The following is an 18,336-nucleotide window of genomic DNA, read 5'->3' as shown; positions in this document are numbered from 1 at the left end:
GGCAGACTTTAGTTTTCGACAGTTTACTTCAAATTCCTGCATGCCTTTTGAAAGTGAAGAACATTTTTTTGAATACCGGAACATAAATTCTATATTCAAATGATAGCGGTCCCACATCAGGATTTATGGTAAAATTATAGATTAAAGGGTGATCAGTGAGCCAGAGGAGTTGTGCATATGAGAGTGATTTTGGTAGATGATGAATATCTCGCTCTGAGCAGGTTGAACAAACTGTTGCTAGAGAGAGAGGATTGCGAAGTTATCGGCTCTTTTCTGACGGCACAGGAAGCCATAGATCAGATCGAAATTCATCTGCCGGAAATCGTCTTTATGGACGTTCAGATGCCGGGGATGAACGGGATCGAGGCGACCGAACGTATCCATGAGGTTTCTCCTGGAACAGAAGTTATTTTCACAACCGCATATAACGAACATGCACTGACGGCTTATGGGCTTGAAGTGCTGGATTATATTATGAAGCCTGTAACGCGTGACCGTTTGGAAAAAACGATGAAGATGTATCAACGCCGAACGATGTCAGCAAGTCTGAATGTAGCAGAAGGGCCATCCATGTTGATCCGTTGTCTGGGGATGCTCCAAGTCCAAGTGCACCCCAATGAGCCGCCAAAACATATGAAATTCAGAACAACCAAGATTAGAGAGTTATTCGCTTATTTGCTCCACCATCGGAACAAACCGATTAAGCGGGATACATTACTTGAACTGTTGTGGCCAGAGTTGGATGAGCGGAGAGGTATATCCAATCTGCACAGTGGGATCCATCGCTTACGTAGCATGATGAACGAATTCATGGGTGAGGACAAGATGGTCATTCGTTATCAGCAGTTTGGTTACCTATTGGAAACGGGAGAATTCAGGATTGACGCGGAAGAATGGGAGAGTCGTCTTAACCGATTGCCTCTATTATCTTCGTCTACAATAGCTGAACATCGGCAGACCTCAGATCAATATGAAGGCAAATATTATGGCGAGGACGATTATATATGGGCTGAGCTGGAGCGCCAGCGATTACATGCACTCTGGCGTAACCACGCCATGCAACTCGCACAATTTTACATCGAACTGGGACAGAATACGGAAGCACTCACGCTATATCATCGGGTACAGCAATTCGAGCCATCATTGGAGCAAGTCGGATTGGCCTTAATGAAGACCTATGATCGATTAGGCAATAAAGATCCTGTAATCGCACAATATAATCAGTTGGTCACTACGTTAGAACAAGAGGCGGGCATACGTCCTGGCTTGGAAGTTGAGTTATGGTACCAGCAATGGAAACAATCAAATATTTGATTGAAATACACAGCCTTGCAGCTTCATTTGCAGGGCTGTTTTTTGTTGTATTTGTTAGCGAGGAGTTTGGTAAGAGTTTGGTAAGAGGCTATGTGTAGAATAAGCAAGATGAGGGTCAGATAGCAACTGGGCTTAGAAGAACCAGAGTATTTGCGTTAGTGCTTGTCCCAGTAAATGACCAAAACATTCGAATCACATAGGAGGTTAAGTTAATTTGAAAGTATTTAAGGCAATGAAAATATCGTTTTTGGCTTTTGTGGTCCTATTGTCATCAATATCGTCGCTGTTTGCTCCGGTAGCAAGCGCAGCCGATGGAAATATCTACGTATCATCGACGGGAAGTGATATCGTTGGCACGGGTACTGCAGAAGCGCCAGTGGCAACAATAGAAAAGGCACTTGAAAAGGTCGATGCTACAGGAACTGTAATCCTGCAAAGTAACATCATCCAGGATTCCACCTTGGTTGTCTCTTCTGCTGGGAAGAATATTACGATAACCTCAGCAGAGGGGCATACATACTCCATTATACGTGGTGAGAGTTTTGTTAATGGAAACTTGATTCAGATCAGTGGTGGGAGTAGAGCGAATAGTGTAACTTTTGAGAAAATCATTATAGATGGCAATGACGTAAGCACCAACGGCCAGATATATGGAATTAGTAGTGCGGGCGGAACAGTGAATTTTAAAGAGGCTGAAATTAGAAATCACATCGTGAAAGCAAGTGTTACTCAGCCTGCAACCGTTATATCAACTAGCGGCGGTAATTCAATGGTTGTCATACAAGAGGGCACCATAATTCATGATAACAAGGTTTCAGGCAATGTAAAAGAGAATCCCCCTTCAGTACTGAGTGCTGGTTCAGGAGGCTCTCTGGTCATTGAGGATGGTCTGATTACGGATAATGAAATTTCAGATGGAAATGGAGTCATCATTGGGGTGGGACTATATCAGAGTCCTAACTTTAGGATGACAGGAGGCAAGATAACAGCCAACAAGCTGTTGGGAACCGAACTAAGCGAAGGTGAAACAATCGGGAATTTAGCTGTTTTTATGCGTGGGGATGCGAGCCAAGCTCGATTCGATTTTGGAGGTACAGCCTATGTGTACGATAATTTTAATTCCAATGGGGATCAGCGTAATGTGTATCTGAAGAATACGGCAGCTACTGGTAGTGCTTATCTGACGCTAGTTGGTCCTATGCAATCGGGATCGAAGGTTGGCGTGTATGCCAAGATTATGCCTGATGAAGATACGAATCCGGTTGTCGACATTGCCATCGGTAGAGCCCCATATCAAGCAGTGCAAGAAGACCAGACATTCTTTGTATCTGATATCAATACGACGGCAGCGGTTGCGTATGATAATCAAGCTAATAAGGTTGTTTTAACATACCGAATGCCAGTCAATCTGGAACTGGATACTCCCCTGGATCTTTCTACTGTGGGTACCAAACCTACTTTGAAAGGTTCAGTTACAGCCGGGGCTGTGGTAACCATTACAATGGTGAACAAATCCGACCCAGCTAAAAACATAGTCGGGGAAGCTACTGTCAACCCAGACGGGACATGGGAATTCACACCTTCCTCTGTGTTGCCACCTGGAGAATATACATTGAGGGTTACAGCAACGAATAACGGGATCTCTGCTGAACCCGTACGCAGGGATATTATTGTAGTAGATAAGTCAGTTGGAGGCACAGCTGGTCCGGGTGGAGTTGGTACCCCTGCACTATGGCTACGATCAGATCTGGGCATGGGAGTTGCCAGCGGCCAAAAGGTGAGTAACTGGGAAGATCAAGGCAGTAAAGTAAATAACGCAACGCAAGATGAGGTCAATAACCAACCAACTTATTGGGATGATAAAAATCATAATATCAACTTCAATCCGGTATTGGAATATAACGGTACGAGTAGTTTTATGAATCTGGATGTAAGTAAGCTCCCTCAAGGGAAGAGCCCCAGATCGATCATTACCATTAGTAAAACCGATAGAACTGAAGGCATCAAGTATATCATTTCCTGGGGAGTCCAAACGACCGGTTATACCGGTATAGGGATGCTTCAAAATGGCACAAGAGGTGGCTTGACCACATTTAACAGTACCAGGAGTCAGACATTATACACTCCTGACGGGTTCCTAGGAACCACGTTCCCGAACGAGCAATTTGTTACTTGGACAGGCGGGAATACTGAATCTAACATAGCTAGATTGTACAGTAAAATGAAGATAGTGCAGGAACTAGGTGCAAATGGATATGGACAAGATGTTCCCAAGTCTTGGGATACCGGCAACTCTGGTGGAGCAGTAGTCGGTAAGCTTATTCCAGCAACTGCAAGTGTTGAACATTGGCAGGGTACGATTGAAGAAATTATCGTATACGATCATGCTCTTACGGACGCAGAACGCCAAAAAGTCAGCACATATTTGGCGATAAAATACGGGTATACGCTTGATCAGACGAAAGCCAATTCATATGTGGATTCAAACATGGCTACGATCTGGGATGCCCAGGAGAACGCAGTCTATACCCATCGCATCACAAGCATTGGTCGAGATGATCAGAGCGGCTTGATGCAGAAACAAGCCAAGGCGCAGGAACTGGGATCCATATTAACGATTGCATTAGGCAACAGTGTTGAGGATACAAATTCTGCAAATGAAAATGAATTCTCAAACGATTCTTCTTTCTTTACGTTTGGTGACAATGGAGCAAGTACTGAATTCAAAACACAGATTACGAAAGATGAGAAAAAACTGCTTGGGATGGAGCGTATCTACAAGATACAGAAAGCAAACTGGGCTGAATCACAGATTACACTTCAGGTAGACGAAACGGGAGGTAACCCGGCGTTGCCTCAATATGTTGTGATCAGCGATGATGCTCAATTTGGCAATCCAAACTCGGTACATTTAATTGAGAACGGCCAAGTAACCCTTAATACCTCAAATTTTGGTCCAAATTCGTACTTTACGATTGCGAATGCTGCCACTCCTTTGTCGGCGCCAGACATCACACTGACCGACGATGAGTTGACATGGGATGCAGTTGAGCATGCAGATAAATATGAGGTAACAATCGAACTGGAAGACGGCACAACGCGGACAGTGGAGGTAACCGGAACAGTCCTTAACTTGTCGCAATTGGAACCATCGCTGAAAGCTGGAAACTACACGGTGACAGTCACAGCGAAGACGAACAATCCAGCATATGCAGATTCAGAAGCATCAAATACGAAAAGTTATGTTGTTGTTATTGATAAGGCGAAGTTGAAAGCCAAAATCGATGAGATTAACGGTAAGACTGAAACAGGCGAACTGGACAAAGAGGAGTACACACCAGAATCATGGCAAACGCTGCAAAATGCGTTAGAAGTTGCTCAATCTGTGTTCGACGACGAAAATGCAACACCGGAACAAGTAGAAAAGGCTTATCAGGATTTGGTGGATGCCCGGAAGGGGCTTACCAAAAAGCCTGGTACTGGTGTCGACACGTCAGTGCTGAAAAATGAACATGATAGAATAAAGGGTGAAAATCTAACCGAAACGGAATATACGGTAGAGAGCTGGGAAGCACTCAAAGATGCGATGAATGAAGCAGAGCGAGTGTTGAATGAACCGGCAGCGACTCAAGCGCAGGTAGATAAGGCACTTCAGGATCTGACAGATGCAAGAACGGGACTTACCAAAGTAATTGGTACAGATGAGTCTACGTTGCAAACACTGGTCCCTTCTGTGGGAAGCTTGTCTCCGGCCTTTGATCCGGCTAAAGATACCTACACCATCTCTGTTCCGAATAGCGTATATCAATTCCAGCTCACGCCAACAGCACTTGATCCACTTGCGAAGATTGAAATAGCTGTTGGAGATGGAGAGTGGAACGAGGTAACAAGTGGTACTGTAAGTGAGAATTTACCGCTCCAAGTCGGTGGAAATAAGATCGTTGTTAGAGTAACGGATTCACTTGGCCATGTTACGGAGTACAAAATTAACGTGACTAGAGCATCCAATGACAATGGTAACAATGGTGGAGGCAACAATGGCGGCGGAAATACAGGAGGTAACAGTGGAAGTACACCAGCACCTACACCTGCGCCAGTACCAACGCCAACTCCAGCACCCGTGAAGGATAATTTGGAAACAACTCGAGATGGTAGCCATCAACCATTTGCTACATCCAAACCATCTGACAACAAAGAAACATTGGTTCAAGTTGATCCAGCCAAGCTGAATGTTGCCATGTCACAAGGGACAGGCCAGCAGTTCGCCATTCATTCACCGAATGATGGGGATATGAAGGTGGACGGTTTAACCCTCGAAACACTGAAACAATTAGTAGATCAAGGTTCCAAACTAAACATTAGCAATCCGCTGGCGATCTATCCGGTACCTGGCGGAAAAATGGACTTGAACGGTGTATCCGGCCAGCTTGGTAATGCAGCGTTGAACGAAATCGATGTCCATATCAACATCGCACGTTCATCGGATACGTTGATTGACAGCGCCGAAACGAGAGCAGCATCCCAAGGATACGAGCTACTTGTCACACCGGTTGATCTGGATCTGACGTTTACGAAAGATGGACAGACCGTGCGATCCGGCCAGCTGAACGGCTATGCACCGAAGTATATTGCACTTCCGGAAGGTATTGACCCGAACCGAATTACAACAGGCGTGATTATCAACCCGGACGGCAGCATTTTCCATGTACCAACGGTTGTCACGAAGATCAATAGTCGTTACTACGCGCTCATTAATGACTTGCGTAGCAGCGGAAGTTATTCGGTTATCTGGAATCCGCAGGATTTTGAAGATGCCAGATCCCATTGGGGCAAAACGGATGTGAACAACATCGCTGCAAGACTGGATTTGCAAGGTAACGGAGATAACACGTTCTCACCGAACCGTCAGGTTACCCGTTCCGAGTTTGCCGAGATTGTTGTGCTTGGACTGGGCTTAATGCGTCAGGATGCACCACAGAATCTATTCCCTGACGTTAACGATTCCGCATGGTTCCGCTCCGCGGTAGCCCTTGCGAATGAATTCGGTATCGTTCGGGGTTACGATAATGGGAACTTCTACGGTAATCAGGAAATCACACGTGAGCAAGGATTTGCGATGGTTGCTCGTGCCTACCGTCTGATTGAACCGGAAGCAGCAATCAGCCCGGATCAGATGAACTCTGAACTGGAACGTTACAGTGATGCAGTGGATGTATCGAATTGGGCGAAAGAAGATGTAGCCCAGTTGATTGCAGTGGGAATCATCCAGGGTAATGGACCAGAGGTTCTGAGTCCGAAGACCACGATGACCCGTGCTGAGGTAACTGCATTGATTGCAAGAATGTTGAAAGTAACAAACTTGATTGATAAGTAAACACATCGATATGGAAAAGCCTTTGCTGACATTATGGGTCGGCAAAGGCTTTTTTAGGCATTTTTTTGTAGAACCAGGCATGTTGGATAGTTGCTACAAAATCATCTTTCGTGCCTCTTCATTAAAGAACATAGTGACGTCTGGATAAGCGTCAAGATTGACCTGCTGTAGTCTCATGATCTTTCCAAGGAAGATGGAGTCGTTGAACAGTTTACTAACAATTATTTCGCACCAGGCCGGGGTGTGCCTGAAAGCATCTACCAGCAATTGAACCTCATCAAATCGGAAAAACAGGATATACGAAGCATAGTTCTGAAGCAGTGTCGTGAAACAGTGGTTAGCGTATGTACTGGAGTGACCTTCAGCTTGAGTAAGGAAATCCCGCATGATCTGGAATAATGCCTCCGGTTCCTCTGTATACAACTGTAACATCTGATTCACGTTGTTGATTAACATGATGATTGGTTCCAAACCTTCCTCTGAAGGCATGTTTAACTTGGGAGATCGGCCTTCAATGGTATGTAGCAGTTCCAGCGTCAGGCGTTTGCAGGCTTGGATCTCTTCAGCAGTGATTACGATTTGTTCCCTGTATTCATTTCGAAGTAAGGTGTAGTGATCATGGTATGCCGAAAAATAATCCTCCAATGAAATGTCGGTCTTCGTATGTACAAGGTGTTGTTCGCTGAATGAGCAGGCATATAATGTATCTTCATTAACCGGGTGTGCATAGAGGTAAAAAAAGAAGAAAAAGTCACGTAACAGATGCTTCTGTTCCTCGCTGAATTGGGTGATTTCACTTAGCTGAGACAATTGGAAGAAGCTATAGCTTTTCATAAATTCATTCATGGCACTGTAGGTGTTATACGTGTTGATCGACAGCGTGGTGTTGATGGTAAATAACAGATAATACATAATCATTTCGTCATAAACATCGAGCTGTTCAAATGGTTCTGAGAGAGTCGGCTTCCAGTCTGGCCTTGATCCATAATAGGGATCTTTCGGACGCAGTCTCGACATCCAGCTTGTAAATGTCTCATCTGGGTGGGCTACCATAAACAGTTCGGCACTATTATCCTCATATAAACCATATTCCATATAACCTGTGCACGAAGGCTCAGGCTTAACTCCACAATTGAATTTGAGCCGTATACAATCAGAATATAATTTTTGAAGTTCCATCGTCCTAACCTCGTTTCTGCGTCATTCTCTAGGGTTCTTCTTCGTTATATTCGACACAATTTTGAGCACTCCCCCTGGATTTGGGAAAGACCATCTTTTCGTGGATATAAAAAAGAATTTCAATGGGGTGTCGTAATACTTTCGCCCTGTTGGCAGATCGTGGAATCTGAGATGATGGGTTCACCATAGGTTCGGGTGACAAACTTTGAGCCGCTGGCCTTCAGGCTATTGCGATCCTTCCTTCTACAATCATTGGAGATCATAGGGTCGCAGCTCTCCTGAAGATTTCATTTCAGAGAGGAGGCGTCCAGGCTATCACGTTCCTTCCTTCTACCCTAATCCAATATTATAGGGATGTGGCTTTCCTGGACTCTTTTATCATGAACAATACGATTTATTTGCGCAGAGCGAACAAACTTACTATCGAATCAAACGAAGGGAAGCAACAGTTGCCGAAGGCACATCTGGCGACTGCCCTTAAAAATATCGAAGCACTCGGATACACTTTCTCGGATGAGTTGATGCAAGCGATGCGGCAGCTGTCCAAAGAACAATTTGAAGCAGTATATATTCAACTTGTGGCTGATTTGAGAGTCATGGTTGGCGCACATGTGAAGTACACTCCGATGTATGCAGGATTCCCAATGCAGGTGATGCAAGCGGATGAGGCCGAGTTATATCTCAATGCAATTATTCATTATCTGACTCACCTGAACGTTGTCTATCCGGATCAAAAATCTGTGGAGAGAATGCCTTTGCTGGAGAAGACGGACTTGAAAGTCATTGGTTTGGGAAACCAGCAAGCATTCCAGACGCTCATCCGTCAGATCATTGAAGCAAAGGGTTCCATCTCGGAAACAGACAAGGCGGATATCGACACGGTATTGGAGCATGCAGACCCGGAAGACGTGGATGCGCTATTACCCGCTGAGATTCCGTTCAAAGAAAATGTGGGCTTTGTGGTCGCCTCGCTGTTGAAGCATGAGAAGGCGAACATTGATCGAATCGGTCCGTATTTCAAAACGGCAAGTGATGTCCTCCGTCTGGCTGTTGCCTGGTCCAATGGGGATGTCAGTCTCGCTACGGCTTCTCCCTTCCGGAAATTCAAACGGCGTGAAAGACGCCTGCTACTGGGATTGCTGGAGCAGTGTGGCTCCATCACGGAGGATATGCTGCGATATAAGGATCGCTGGATTCGCCTTGGCGAAATCCTTCATCCTTCGGAATATAAGCTTCGGTATCCACGATGCGATAAAGCCTTTGATATTTTGCGTAATAATAAGCCGTATTCGACCTTCAACGGAAGTGTGGAGCTTGCCTTCCAATATCGGAATGTCTGGAGTCTGATCGATCTGTTGTCACAGCGTCCAGGTGAATTCGCGAGAAGACTGGATCACTTGCTTCGTATGACTGAAGACGAAGTGTATGTACTGCTGGCATTTGGAGAGGTATTGGAGCAAGTATCTACCCCGGTGTTATTGCAAGTGAGGCAGCATTTTGCACAGCGTAATGAACCGCAGGATCTGCGTGTCTTCTTCCCAAAAGGCAATGTAGCCAAAGCTTTTGCTGTTCCGAATGAGCTGCCGGAGATCGATGAAGTCACGTGTCAGAATGTCGTGCAATTGTGCGAGAAGGCATTGGTAGAGCGATTCGCAAACCTTGCCCCGCTTGGGAAGACCTATGTTGATCCACAGCTCCATGATTATCTGGTACCCTTTTCCCAGAGATCGGCGAGCAAGGCTCTCCATACCATTGTTCGTGGGAGTCGTGTGCCGATGGCGGAGGGAGATACGATTCGTTTCTTCAACTGGTGGAAAGAGGGGGACGTGAATGGCCAGTCTACAGGGCGTGTGGACATTGACTTGTCTGCGGTGATGTACGATAAGGACTGGAACTATGTGGAGCATATTTCTTATACGAATCTGCGATCCTTGAACTATAAGGCTGTTCATAGCGGAGATATCGTGACAGCACCTAACGGAGCAAGTGAGTTCATTGATCTGCATATTCCATCCATCGTGGCCTATGGTGGACGATATGTGGTGGCGACACTGCTTTCGTTTACCAGTCATCCGTATTGTGATCTGCCCGAATGTTTTGTGGGCTGGATGATGCGGAAGAAACCGGGGTCTGGCGAGATTTTCGAACCGTCTACCGTAGCGAACAAAATCGATATTACCGCGGATACGCAGATTGCGATCCCTGTCATTATGGACCTGGTTGAACGTACCGTCATCTGGACAGACTTGGCGCTGACAAGCCATCCGGATTACTACAATAATGTGGAAGGCAATCAAAAAGGTATGGTCCTGATGGGCAAAGCACTAACGAATTTACGCAAACCTGATCTGCATGACTTGTTCATGCTCCATGCCAAAGCTAGAGGAGAACTAGTGGATACAATGGATCAAGCGGATACAATCTATTCGGTGGATCAAGGTATTACACCCTATGATATCGAGCAGATTATGGCGGAGTATCTGGTTTGACCTGTTTGACCTGACTACTGGCGATATGTGAATATCTATGTGAATATAAAGGTTAGAAAAGAGTAGCTGATGCTGCTCTTTTTTCTGGTTTGGGTGCAAAGAGCCTACAGAATGGTGCAGGTAATGTCGGATGCAAAGAGAATGACTTTGCTAAGCTTAAATTAACGTGGGAGGGATGATATGGATACGCTGAGGCGGTTAAATGAAGCCTTGAATTATATTGAGGAGCATCTGATGGATGTCGTGGACATGAAGGAGATTGCCCGAATTGCCTGCTGCTCGGAGTATCATTTTACACGCATGTTCTCTTTTCTTAGTGGTGTAACACTTTCGGAATATATTCGACGTCGCCGCTTGACACTTGCAGCTATGGAGTTAAGCCACAGTGACAGCAAAATCATTGATATTGCGTTGAAATACGGGTATACATCACCGGATTCTTTCGCTAGGGCATTTCAAAGCATGCATGGCACTACGCCCTCCGAAGCGCGAAACCATGGCCCATTTCTTAAAGCCTTCCCGCGGATGACATTTCAACTGACCATTCAAGGAGGAAGCGAAATGAACTACCGTATTGAAGATAAAGAGGCGTTTCGAATCGTGGGTATTCGTAAAAGGGTGCCAATTGTATTTCACGGAGTAAATCCGGAGATCGCGGCGATGTATCAGAGCCTTACACCGGAATTGATCGATACGATCAAGGGGGCATCGGACGTCCAGCCTCTGGGCTTAATTAGTGCTTCGTCCCATTTCAGTGAGGGGCGGATGGCAGAACAAGGAGAACTGGATCATTACATTGGCGCAGCTACGACAAAAGATACGCCTGAAGGACTGGAACAGCTCGAGGTTCCTGCTTCAACGTGGGCTGTATTTACTGTCGTGGGCCCGTTTCCAGGCACGCTTCAGGAGGTGTGGGGCCGGATCTACGCGGAATGGTTTCCTTCATCGGACTATGAGCTGAGTGAGGGTCCGGAAATGCTATGGAATGAGCACAAGGATGTTACTGTAGCGCAATATAGAAGTGAGATATGGATACCTATTCGGAAGAGATGATACTGTCTCGAGCTTGGTATCTGCTAGCGCAGCTTTTTGAAGCTGCGTTTTTTATTTTCAGAATTCACTATCGGATATACGAGCCGTTTTCATTGCAAATATATGTAATATAATGGTATTATTTTATTGGAATTGTAAGAATACTTGTATTTAGAAGAGTGATTTAAAAAGGGGGTGGCGAGATCAGGTTTACATGAAGTGAAGACTCCATTCTATACGCACGCAGACATAACATTCCATTGATTATGGACATGCCTGCATAGCAGACATATCGATATGAGTCGGAAGTGTCAGTTTTTATATATCATTATGTAAGCGCTTTATTAAATGAATCCCAAGGAGGGATTTACTCATGACCAAAAGTATAGTGAGAAAGGCGCTTGGTTTGTTTTTAATTGTCGTTATGATCGCAACAGCTGTTGTATACCCTGCATCTACTGGACACGCGGCAACCATAAATGTAACCGATAACGGCTCTAGAATTGAAGTGAACACCGGTTCAGGATTAGTCTATGTGGTGAACAAAACCAATGGGGATATTATTTCAGCCAAAATGAACGGTACGGAGCTGAACAGCAACAGAGGATCACATATCGGCTCAGGTTTGGGCTCCTCCGCCAATGTGACTTGGAATACTTCTCCTTCAGGATCAACCGTGTTAATCACGGTATCCACAAGCACACTGACTCACTATTATGCTTCGCGTGGTGGCGAGAACATCATATACATGGCAACGCATATCACGGCTCAACCTTCGATTGGGGAGCTACGGTACATTTTCCGCGGTAATGGTAGTGTGTTGACAGGTGTTCCGGCGAATTCAAACAACCGAGGTAACACTGGAGCGATTGAAAGTCAGGATGTATTTGGTTTTGCGAACGGTCAGAGTGCCTCCAAATATTATGGTAATGATCAGGCCAAAGACCTATCGGTTCGTGGAGTTACGGGTAATGGAGTCGGTGTATTTATGGCCTACGGCAATCGGGAAAAAAGCTCTGGTGGTCCATTCTTCCGCGACATCCAGTTCCAAAGTGGAACAGAGACGGAAGTGTATAACTATATGAACTCGGGACATGCACAGACGGAGAATTGGCGCCTGGGTCTGCATGGGCCGTACGCTTTGATCTTTACAACGGGAGGTACGCCAAGTGTACCCGATTTCAGCTGGATGTCTGGTCTGAATCTGCAGGGTTGGGTATCCAGTCGGGGGAACGTAGTGCTTAATGGCCTCTCCGGGATGGATACAGGATATGCTTACACAATTGGGTTCGCTAATAGCAATGCCCAGTATTGGGTGGGTACCTCTTCAAGTGGGGCGGCTGCCAAATACAGCATGATTCCGGGCACATACACCATGACAGCTTATAAGGGAGAACTGGCCGTATATACGGAAACGGTTAATGTCACGGCAGGCCAAACGACGACTCTGAATACACGTACGATCAACAATGACCCAAGTAAAGCCTTTAACATCTGGCGAATCGGTAACTGGGATGGTACACCACGGGAGCTCCTGAATGGACAGACGATTCCGATTCGTCACCCTTCCGATAGTCGCAACCCAAGCTGGGGACCTGTCACCTATGCCACCGGTAGCGCGACCAATCGATTCCCGGCAATCCAGTTCCGTGGTCAGAATTCTCCAACCACAATAACGTTTAATTTGAATGCATCTCAAGCGGCATCTTCTCATACGCTCAACATCGGTATTACGGCAGCTTACAATAATGGCAGACCTAGTGTAACGGTTAATGGACATGCTTTAACCAATCCTGCTGCATCTTCACAGCCCAATTCTCGTAGCTTCACCATTGGTACGTATCGTGGGAACAACACAACCTTTAGCTGGAATGTTCCAGCATCCTACTTTGTGAATGGTTCCAATACCATCACGATTACGCCGATCAGCGGTTCCACTGACTTGGGTAACTGGTTAAGTGCAGGCTGGGTCTACGATTGTGTTGAGTTGCTGAATTGAATGAAGAATGCAATGTAAGAGCAGGTGAAGATATGATCCGTAATAAAACATATTGGATGGTAACGGTCTTCATAGGGTTGATTATTTTCTTAATGGGATGTACTTCGTATTCCAATGTTTCATCTGCTCCAATCAAGGCGTATAAGCAAAGCATCAAGCAGGAGTTTCCGAATATTAAAGAGACGAAGATTCGTTATTCCACTCCACGGGTGGAAATTGCCTATATTGTGAAAAGACAGTTGGGAGAAAATGAGGTAGGACGTCTGTTTGTTCAGACCCGAGATTTCATGACCAGCCCATCATTTCAAAATGAAGTAGTCAATGGAGAGTATAAGGACGAAAATCCGAGTTGGGGCGATCCGGAACTGGCGATTACAATTACCGTTCGTGGTAATGATGTGACAGCCTATCAGTTTACGTGTAAACCGACGGAATCAGATTCTGACACAGGTGCAGCGGAGTATACGGAATGGTACGTTCAGACAGCAGATGATCCAGAAAGTAGCCCTTATTCAGTCCCAGACAACGAGGGCGACACATAAATATATCATCGTTATTACTAATTCTGCGAGTGGCTCTTAGGTAAAGTAATGCGAGTTGTATGATTAAAACATAGTGGGTGTCATTCGAGTCGCCTGAATAGACTTGGATGACACCTATTTGATTTATATTTGTAGGGAGTACGTTACTGGAGATGGTGATCCGGATAGTGGTATAATTTTCAATACGTAATCATGAGTGAATGAACGGGGAGGCCAAAGGAATGAGAGACGATCTGTTGGTTCAATTGCAAGAGTGGCATGAAGAAGATGAATTTCAAGAAATTGTAGATGCAATTCAAGCGATTCCTGTGGAAGAAAGGGATTATGAGCTGGTTAACCATTTGGGACGAGCGCTAAATAACTTGGAACGGTATGAAGAAGCGGTTGAACAATTCCTGACGGTTGCTAAAGAGGGCACAGGTGACCCACTCTGGCATTATCGGATTGGACTGGCTTACTACTATCTGGAACAATACGCTCATGCGCTGCAAGCATTCGAAAGAGCGGATCAATTGGAGCCTGACGATGAAGATACACTGGAGTTTCTGGAATGGATTCGAAGCAAAATGGAGGAGGAGGAATCCGTAGAGAAGCTCGTAGATAACGTCCCATCTGTCTCTGAAGTCTCAACCCTACCTTTTAGCGTTAGCCAGCTGGAACCAACGGGTTTTTGGAATGACAGTGCTGAAGCCGTGGATCAATATGTGTTGGCCCCGCCTACCGATGAACAGGTCGAGTCAGTGGAGGAGCAGTTGGTATTCAAGCTGCCAACATCCTATATTAACATGATGAAATTACATAATGGGGGCGTTCCCCACTATAGGCATTTTCCTGTTAGCCAAGCAGAGGCTGCCAAGAAGGTCCGCATTGAGGTTGCGGGTATATTGGGTATTGGGCGGGAGAAAGCACATTCGTTAGGTGGTGAAGCTGGCAGCCGATTTATCATCGAGCAGGGGGGGTACCCCGAAATCGGTGTTGTTATCTGTGAGTGCCCTTCCGATTCGGAGGTGGTGATGCTGGATTATCGTGAATCCGGCAATGCGGGTGAGCCCGAGGTTGTTCATGTGGATAAAAAAGAAAGCTACAAGATTACTTGGCTTGCGCCCAATTTTGAAACCTTTATTCAAGGTCTGTTGAATGAGGAAAATCAACCTGCAAACCTTGAAGGTTCACTGTAATTAAAGGTATGAGCTTCTTTTTATACGAAACGTTGAAAAGGCTGCATCCGTAATGACGGATGCAGTTTTTTTGTTGCATGCGCGATAAGTCGGAAATGTCGCCCAAACCGAGCTTTTTTTCAATTGCGTTAGCTTCGCTAAGATATCCAAAATAAGTATATAGAGCTGTACTCGTTGCAATAAGGCAGTTACTTTGCTAGTATTTAGACATATAATATTTAGTCATCTAAATATTATATGTCTAAATACTCTGGTTTCTTCAAGAAAGGGCTTAAGCAACGTGTTAAGAATGAAAGACAAAGTAGCCCTTGTTACTTACAAATAAATAAAATACGTTAGGAGCAAATCACATGGGAAAATTAGATAATAAAGTAGCTATTATTACTGGCGGAGCCTCGGGAATCGGGGAGGGCATGGTTGATCTTTTTGCGCAGGAAGGCGCCATCGTCATTGCAGCAGACATTAATGAGGAAGCACTGGAGAAAGCAAGCCAAAAAGAGAATGTGTACGGACTGAAGTTGAATGTATCTTCGGATGAGGATTGGCAGGCACTGGCGAAAGTAGTGAATGAACGTTTTGGGAAAATTGATATTCTGGTCAACAATGCAGGTATTTCTTCGGAGAAGCCATTTGAGGAAATCAATGCACAGGATTGGCAGAAAATGCTTTCCATTAATGGTTTTGGCCCATTCGCTGGCATGAAACATGTCACTCCTTATATGGCAGCCCAGAAGAAAGGTTCCATCGTCAATATCTCATCATACACCGCTTTGATTGGACAAGGCTTTAACCATTACTCGGCATCTAAAGGCGCGGTACGTGCATTATCCAAAGCCGCTGCGACCACCTTCGGACGTCAAGGTATTCGGGTGAATGCTCTTTTTCCTGGGATCATCGAAACTCCAATGACTCAATCCTTGAACACCTCAAAGGAACTGCTTGAACGATTAATTCAGGCAACGCCTTTGCAGCGTCTGGGCCAGGCTATCGATATAGCCAAAGCCGCGTTGTTCTTGGCGTCGGATGATTCTTCGTACATTACAGGATCTGAACTGGTGATCGATGGTGGCTACTCAGCCCAATAGCGTGTAAAATGATGACAGCCCTTAAGTTAATTAGGGCTGTTGTTTATTTTTTCGAGGAGGATCTAATGGAAGAACAGAACATTTTTGAGCTTATACACAACATGGATAATTTCACTAATAAATTGATTATACAATGGAACAAATCATTCAATGAGGACCTCGGTGTTTCTCATGTGCTTGTACTCAGCCATCTCCATCAAAATGGAAAAAGCCGACCTTCGGATATTGCAAAAATATTAGGGTTCACTCCGCCTACACTCAGTTATTTATCTGACAAGATGGTAGCCAAGGAACTAGTTGTTAGAATGGTAGATGAGGCGGACCGTCGCATTATTTATTTGAACATTACGGATAAAGGGGCCGAAGTCCTCGGAAGAGCAATATTGGAGGGCCAGAAGCTGCGTAAGAATTTGTTCGAGAAATTAAACGAAGCGGATCGAGCGCAATTAGTCCATATTTTTGAGAAGATGAATCGGGAAGATTGATCAATAGCCTGGAAGGGAGACAGAAGGTGATATGGAGGAACCGCTCAAAGTATATAACACCGCAGTGGAAGCTTTTCTTGAAGTAATCGGGGGAAAGTGGAAGCCTGTTATTCTATTCCATCTTACCTTTGGCAAGAAACGTAATGGTGAGCTGATGAAACTGATCCCTGCGATCACCCAGAAAGTGCTGACGCAGCAACTTGGTGAATTGACGGAGGCGGGGGTTATTGCCCGTATTTCCCATCACCAGGTCCCACCTAAAGTGGAATATGAGTTAACAGCGTATGGATGGAGTCTTAAAGAGATTCTTCATCTGATGTGTAGGTGGGGCGATATACACGTGGAGAATGTATATGGTGATCGAGGAAAAATTCTGTTTAAGCCTCCGACTACTACGGACCGTTGAGTTACATTTATAAGCCGACTCTGAAATTCAGGGATCGGCTTATTATGCATTTTGTTTAATTTACGGAAGGATCTTGCGATCACGTAGATTTCTGAAAATATCCATAAACATAGCCTCAGTGTCGATGAAATCATGAAATCCGAAGCGGCGAGCTTTGGAACCATCTGCGAAGAAATCGTAATCCCACGAGAAGACAAAGTCACCAAATGCCCAGGAAGAGACATCATCATAAGGGGTGTTTACCAAACCATACTTTTCAATCATGGAATTCCAGAGATTTTCTTTATCTGCCATCACTGTTGCAAGTGAGAGGGGGAGTGGAGGTGCTGTTTCCAATTCGAAAAACGCAGCGATTTTGGGCCATAGTTCATTCCAGCGAAACAGATCTCCATTGGTGATATTAAATGCCTGATTGGCACATCGCGGATCGGTTGCTGCCCATACGGTTGCATGAGCCAGCAATGTCGCATCCGTCATTTCAAGCAGCGAATGATACGCTCCTGGTTTCCCAGGAAATCGTAATGGCAAGTTAAGCTCCTTGGAGATAGACGCATACACGCCAATAACCATGGCAAGGTTCATTGGATTACCCAGGGCGAATCCACATACCACAGAAGGGCGCAGAGCTGACCAGGTCCAGCTGCTTCCGGGTTGCCGATCCTCGAGAAACTGTTGCTGATCGACATTGAATTCAGGGGGCATATGATATGCGTCCGTTTCTTTGGCAGGTGTTTTGAAAGGACCCAGATGTGCGCCGTACACTTTATAACCTTGCATTAGGCTAATATGTTGGAGATTTGGAGCGATCGGTTCGATGGTATTCACCACATTGACGAGCATCGCCAGGTTGGGCTTTACCAATTCGGCCCAAGTTGGACGATCCTGATACGCGGCGTAGAAAATATGCGTAACCGTCGTTAAATGACTCAGTTTGTCTTGTGTGTCTGCTTCGTTCAGTAAATCAGCTGATATATAACGTAACCCAGGGGCATCTTCCCCTCCGCGGCGAGATACACCAATGACATTCCATTGCGGAAGTGTCATCAGATAATCAATAAGGTTCCTTCCAATGACGCCTCCAGCGCCAATGACAAGTGCGGTGTAACTGGTAACGGATTGTTCGGGTTTCAATGGACATGCTCCTCTCTTCTTCTGTTCCTATTGTGGTTCAGAAAAAGAGGGATGAGAAGTACGCACCTCAAAGTCATATACGTACTTTGAAGTAATATATGAGCCTGGAGCAGGTTATGAGC

Annotated in this window: 12 protein-coding genes; 10 read left to right on the top strand and 2 right to left on the bottom strand. The window is 45.3% G+C overall.

The window, feature by feature from the left end:
- Positions 1-177: 177 nt before the first annotated feature.
- Together MKY92_RS29885 and MKY92_RS29880 are read left to right on the top strand one after the other, a co-directional pair.
- Positions 178-1,314: a response regulator gene (locus MKY92_RS29885; RefSeq protein WP_339298629.1), complete on the top strand. Its 1,137-nt coding sequence runs from the start codon at positions 178-180 to the stop codon at positions 1,312-1,314.
- 214 nt (positions 1,315-1,528) lie between these two features.
- A complete protein-coding gene (locus tag MKY92_RS29880; protein WP_339298628.1) occupies positions 1,529-6,688 on the top strand; it encodes an S-layer homology domain-containing protein in 5,160 nt (1,719 codons plus the stop codon).
- A 93-nt stretch (positions 6,689-6,781) separates the two neighbouring features.
- Here the strand turns inward: MKY92_RS29880 and MKY92_RS29875 are convergent, their stop codons facing one another.
- Complete coding sequence (locus MKY92_RS29875; protein WP_339298627.1) at positions 6,782-7,783, bottom strand: hypothetical protein; 1,002 nt, start codon at positions 7,781-7,783, stop codon at positions 6,782-6,784.
- A gap of 464 nt (positions 7,784-8,247) precedes the next feature.
- Between MKY92_RS29875 and MKY92_RS29870 the strand changes: the two genes are divergently transcribed.
- From MKY92_RS29870 to MKY92_RS29835, 8 genes are all read left to right on the top strand, one after another.
- Positions 8,248-10,356 carry a TerD family protein gene (locus MKY92_RS29870; RefSeq protein ID WP_339298626.1) on the top strand — a complete coding sequence of 703 codons (2,109 nt, stop codon included), beginning with the start codon at positions 8,248-8,250 and terminating at the stop codon, positions 10,354-10,356.
- A gap of 180 nt (positions 10,357-10,536) precedes the next feature.
- Positions 10,537-11,409 carry an AraC family transcriptional regulator gene (locus MKY92_RS29865; protein WP_339298625.1) on the top strand — a complete coding sequence of 291 codons (873 nt, stop codon included), beginning with the start codon at positions 10,537-10,539 and terminating at the stop codon, positions 11,407-11,409.
- Positions 11,410-11,761: 352 nt separating this feature from the next.
- Positions 11,762-13,387, top strand: coding sequence for a rhamnogalacturonan lyase B N-terminal domain-containing protein (locus tag MKY92_RS29860; RefSeq protein ID WP_339298624.1), 1,626 nt, complete (start codon positions 11,762-11,764; stop codon positions 13,385-13,387).
- A gap of 32 nt (positions 13,388-13,419) precedes the next feature.
- Positions 13,420-13,929: a hypothetical protein gene (locus MKY92_RS29855; protein WP_339298623.1), complete on the top strand. Its 510-nt coding sequence runs from the start codon at positions 13,420-13,422 to the stop codon at positions 13,927-13,929.
- A gap of 221 nt (positions 13,930-14,150) precedes the next feature.
- Positions 14,151-15,107, top strand: a complete 957-nt coding sequence (locus MKY92_RS29850) for an SMI1/KNR4 family protein (protein WP_339298622.1) — start codon at positions 14,151-14,153, stop codon at positions 15,105-15,107.
- A 350-nt stretch (positions 15,108-15,457) separates the two neighbouring features.
- Positions 15,458-16,192 carry an SDR family oxidoreductase gene (locus tag MKY92_RS29845; RefSeq protein WP_339298621.1) on the top strand — a complete coding sequence of 245 codons (735 nt, stop codon included), beginning with the start codon at positions 15,458-15,460 and terminating at the stop codon, positions 16,190-16,192.
- A gap of 65 nt (positions 16,193-16,257) precedes the next feature.
- Complete coding sequence (locus tag MKY92_RS29840) at positions 16,258-16,677, top strand: MarR family transcriptional regulator (protein WP_076320261.1); 420 nt, start codon at positions 16,258-16,260, stop codon at positions 16,675-16,677.
- A 31-nt stretch (positions 16,678-16,708) separates the two neighbouring features.
- On the top strand, positions 16,709-17,083 hold the full coding sequence (locus tag MKY92_RS29835) for a helix-turn-helix domain-containing protein (protein WP_339298620.1): 375 nt from the start codon (positions 16,709-16,711) through the stop codon (positions 17,081-17,083).
- A gap of 60 nt (positions 17,084-17,143) precedes the next feature.
- On the opposite strand, the gene MKY92_RS29830 is transcribed toward MKY92_RS29835, so the two are convergent.
- The gene (locus MKY92_RS29830; RefSeq protein ID WP_339298619.1) at positions 17,144-18,214 is read right to left on the bottom strand and encodes an SDR family oxidoreductase; all 1,071 of its coding nucleotides are present in this window, start codon (positions 18,212-18,214) and stop codon (positions 17,144-17,146) included.
- Positions 18,215-18,336: the final 122 nt, after the last annotated feature.

The organism is Paenibacillus sp. FSL R5-0623 (assembly GCF_037974265.1).
Taxonomy (GTDB): Bacteria; Bacillota; Bacilli; order Paenibacillales; family Paenibacillaceae; genus Paenibacillus.
Note: the sequence above shows the minus strand (reverse complement) of the source record. Positions and strands in the feature narration are given on the sequence as shown.